Genomic DNA, 4,034 nt, shown 5'->3' with positions numbered 1-4,034 from the left:
GGCGACGGATTACCTGGCTGAATTCGGTGCCATCCCCACGAAGACGCGGGTCTGCATCGATCGCAACCGCGTCACCGGCGGCGGCGTCACCGCGGGGATCGATTTCGGGCTGACGCTGGCGGCGATGCTGACCGACCGGCCGACCGCCGAGGCGATCCAGTTGGGCATTGACTACAACCCGGCGGCGCCGTTCGACGCGGGATCGCCGGACACCGCGCCGGCGGCAGTGGTCGCCGCTGTCAGAGCCCGGATGGCGGCTCGCCCAGGCCGCCGCGAGGCGATGAGCCGCGCGGCGGAGAGGCTGGAAAAAACCAGCGCCTAGAAGCGAGCCGCCCGCAACGGGCAAGCGATGGCTTGTACTTTGTCGTCCGGTCGAACGCCAGCGATCGACGAGCGCGCGCGATAACCACGAAGGGCAAAAGCCAGGAGGTCAATTGTCGATTTCGAACAGCAATTTTCCACCAAGCTCGGGATGATCCCGGTTGGTGCGCTCGATCTGACTGACGAACACGCGTCTGGCGTTGGCTTCGATCAGATCCGGCAGCGCACCGAGTTCGTGTTCTCTCGTCGCCAGACTGACACGACGCGTCATCGCGGGCGCGCTCAACGACCGGATCGAGACCTGGTGCCGTTCCGGGGTGACGCGAAGCAGCAACACCGAGGGCACCAGTGCCCAGCCGAAACCATAGGCGACCATCATCAAAACACCGTCCAGGCTGCCCAGGCTACAGGTCCGGGGAATGTCGATTTTCAGCCGCGAAAGATAGGTTGACGTCATCTTGCCGAAGCCCGAATTCGCATGCGCGCCGACAAACGGTACGGTGGCCGCCAGCTCCTGCAGGCTCAGGTGGCTCAGCTTCGGCGGTGTCGCAAGAACGATGGACTCTCTGAGGAGTTGCCGTTTGACGGCGCCCGGCCGTGGTTCGTCGTCTTCGAGCACGATCAGCGCCGAAAGCTCACGCGCGTAAAACCGTTTCCACAGTTCGTTGTTGCCGCCGCTGACGATCGTCCATGTTGCGGCGTTCGCCGCGAGCTCCTGGATCAGTTGACCGGCAAACCAGGTTCCCAGCGTCTCGATGATGCCGATGCCAAGATGAGCGTGCCTGACCAGTCCTTTGGTGCGGAGTTCGTGGTTGATGTCGGCAGCGTCGCCGAGCAATTTCTGGCCGCGTTGGAAAAGCTGGTTTCCGAGAACCGTCATTTTCAACGGCCTCACGCTTCGGTCGAACAGCGTGACGCCGAGATTGCGCTCCATCCGCCGGACGATATGGGAAATCGCCGATTCCGTGACGGCCATGCGCTTGGCCGCGTCGGTCATGCTGCCGGTTTCGCAGACCGTAACGAAGGCCTCCAAATCTGCGAGATCGTATTCGCGCTCATGCTGCATTCTTTATACCGTCCAAAATGTAGGCAATCTGACGAATTACTATGCACATAAAATGAAATAAATTCAACATAGGATGTTCATTTGATCCCGACTGTGCGGCCGTCACCCGAAGACCCTCGCTATCCGGCTCCGGAAAAATCACATTAGCTTAATATTATCAACAGTTTATAGGGTACTTGCCTTGCGGGTGTTGCTGTGTTGTTCGCACGTCCGCGTTGCGCGGCATCGATCAAGTCATGAATTAATGTCTTTTAAAGAAGGGCCGACCGGCTCACTCTGGTCTCGAGAGATTCACCCGATCGAGATTCACCAAAGACAGAGACCGGTCCATTGATAACCGTCAGGCCTTCCCCCGTTCACGACACGCTCCTGTTCTCGCAACCCTGCGACGATCTGGACACCCTTGATGCCCACATCGCTTTTCTGGGCATTCCCTTTGGTGCCGCGTACGATCAGTTCGCCGTGTCGAGCGAACAATCGAAGGGGCCGGACGCCATCCGCAGGGCGACCGACCGCATTGTGCGTGGTCTCGACCACTACGATTTCGACATCGGCGGTACGCTTCTGAATGGTCAACCGGTGCGCATGGCCGATTGCGGCAACGTCGCCGGCCATCCGTCCGATCCGCGGATTCATCAGAACAACGCCGAGCAGGCGGTGCGCAAGATCCTGAAGGCTGGCGCCATGCCGATCATTCTGGGTGGCGATCACAGCACGCCGATTCCGATCTTCAAGGCGCTTGAAGAACTGGGCAAGCCGGTCATCCTCATTCAGATCGACGCCCATCTCGACTGGCGCAAGGAAATCAACGGCGAAGTCGAAGGACTTTCCAGTCCAATTCGTCGCGCATCGGAGATGGCGCATATCGGCGAGATCTTCCAGATCGGATTGCGGGCATCCGGCAGCGCGCGGACCGAGGAGTACGAGGCGGCGCTGGCCTATGGCTCCCATCTGATCCCCGCCAGCGAAGTGCACGATCAGGGTATGGCGGCCATCCTCGACCGCATTCCCGACGGCGCCAACTATTATCTGACCATCGATGCCGACGGCATGGACCCGTCGCTGATGCCGGCCGTGCTGGGGCCGGCCTTCGGTGGACTGCTCTACCCGCAGATGCTGACGCTGATACACGGCCTCGTCAAAAAGGGCCGTGTGCTCGGCATGGACATCGTCGAGATCGCTCCGGAGCGGGACCAGAACCGGCGCACCGTAATCGCCGCAGGCCGCTTCATCTTCAATCTGATCGGCGCCGCCGTCAGGGCCAACTATTTCAACCGCGCGTAAAACAAACAGATCCTCTGGAGAGAACAATGAGCATTGCCGCATTTGTGAGAGCGACGGGTATCGTAGTAGCCACGCTCTGTCTGCCGGTTGTCGCTTCTGCCGGACCGGTCATGGACAAGATCCGCGAAACCGGAAAGGTGACGGTTGCCACCGAGGCCTCCTACCCGCCGTTTGAATTCATGCAGGATGGAAAGATCGTCGGCTACGGCAAGGATTTGTTGACCGAGGTTATCGCGGCGCTTTCGAAGAAAGTGGGGAAGGAAGTCACGCTGGAACAGCTCGATTTGCCGTTCCAGGGCATCCTGCCGGGCCTGACGGCAGGCCAGTTTGATTTCGCGGCGACCTCCGTCGGCATCAATGCCGAACGCGCCAAGCGTTACGCCTATACGCGTCCGATGGCGATATCGGTTCAAACCGTGATGATACGAGCGGCCGACGTCAACGTTCTCAAGACGCCGCAGGATCTCAACGGCAAGGCGCTCGGAACGCAGATGGCGTCGGCGAGCGAGCCCATTGCGCGTGGTTTCGATGCCAAGATGAAGGCGGAAGGAAAATCCGGCTTCTCCGAGTTGAAGCTGATGACCTCCTATCCCGAGACCTATGTCGCGCTGGCAAACGGCTCGATCGACGCGGTTCTGCAGTCCGGCCCCGCACTTGCCGTGCTGGTCAAGGCACGCCCCGGCGTCTTCCACCTGATGGGGCCGCTGACGGACCAGAAGAGCTACCTTGCATGGGTGACGCGTCCCGCCGACGACGATCTCAGGCAGTTCATCAGCGCCGTCTTTTCCGACCTGAACAAGAGCGGAAAAATGGGCGAACTCCAGGAAAAATGGTTTGGCTTCAAGATGGAAACGCCGGACCAGGGCTACCTGCCGGAAGGCGCCCTGTAGCGCGTAACCAGGGCAGACGGTCAGCCACGCCCCGAAAACGCTTCCCGAGACAGGCGCCCTCAGCCCTTTGGGCGAAAGCAAACCATGCAGTTCAGCTTTGAATTCATGATCGCGACGCTTCCCGCCCTCATCAGGGCGTCGGGCGTCACGATCGGGGTCGCCCTGATTACCATCGTGCTGTCCCTGTCGGTCGGCACCTTGCTGACCGTCATCCGCGCCTTCAAGATCGCGCCCATCAACAACGCGATCGGCCTTTACATCAGCTTCATCCGCGGAACGCCGCTGATGGTGCAGATCTTTCTGGCTTTCTACGCGCTTCCCTCGCTTGGCATCCGGCTGGGCCCGGTGACCGCCGGCGTTCTGGCGATCACCGCCAACAACGCGGCCTTCATGACGGAAATCTTTCGCGGCGCGCTGACCAGCATCCCGGCCGGCCAGATCGAGGCGGCCGCATCGCTCGGCCTCAAGTCCCG

Annotated in this window: 4 protein-coding genes and 1 pseudogene; 4 read left to right on the top strand and 1 reads right to left on the bottom strand. The window is 60.7% G+C overall.

Annotated elements, in window-relative coordinates:
* Positions 1-322, top strand: a pseudogene (locus JWR89_RS09405) (DJ-1/PfpI family protein); the annotation flags it as partial.
* Positions 323-430: 108 nt separating this feature from the next.
* On the opposite strand, the gene JWR89_RS09400 reads toward JWR89_RS09405, so the two are convergent.
* Positions 431-1,387: a LysR family transcriptional regulator gene (locus JWR89_RS09400; protein ID WP_299714767.1), complete on the bottom strand. Its 957-nt coding sequence runs from the start codon at positions 1,385-1,387 to the stop codon at positions 431-433.
* Between the two features lie 333 nt (positions 1,388-1,720).
* On the opposite strand from JWR89_RS09400, the gene JWR89_RS09395 reads away from it, so the two are divergent.
* The 3 genes from JWR89_RS09395 to JWR89_RS09385 form a co-directional block, all read left to right on the top strand.
* Positions 1,721-2,671 carry an agmatinase gene (locus JWR89_RS09395; RefSeq protein ID WP_299714769.1) on the top strand — a complete coding sequence of 317 codons (951 nt, stop codon included), beginning with the start codon at positions 1,721-1,723 and terminating at the stop codon, positions 2,669-2,671.
* A gap of 110 nt (positions 2,672-2,781) precedes the next feature.
* Positions 2,782-3,561 carry a transporter substrate-binding domain-containing protein gene (locus tag JWR89_RS09390; protein WP_299714765.1) on the top strand — a complete coding sequence of 260 codons (780 nt, stop codon included), beginning with the start codon at positions 2,782-2,784 and terminating at the stop codon, positions 3,559-3,561.
* An 84-nt stretch (positions 3,562-3,645) separates the two neighbouring features.
* Positions 3,646-4,034, top strand: a 389-nt coding sequence (locus JWR89_RS09385) for an ABC transporter permease subunit (protein WP_299714763.1), incomplete at its 3' end; no start/stop codon positions are given.

The organism is Tardiphaga sp. (assembly GCF_028290785.1).
In the GTDB taxonomy this organism is placed as follows: Bacteria; Pseudomonadota; Alphaproteobacteria; order Rhizobiales; family Xanthobacteraceae; genus Tardiphaga.
The sequence above is the reverse complement of the archived record's forward strand: the minus strand, read 5'-3'. Positions and strand labels throughout refer to the sequence as shown.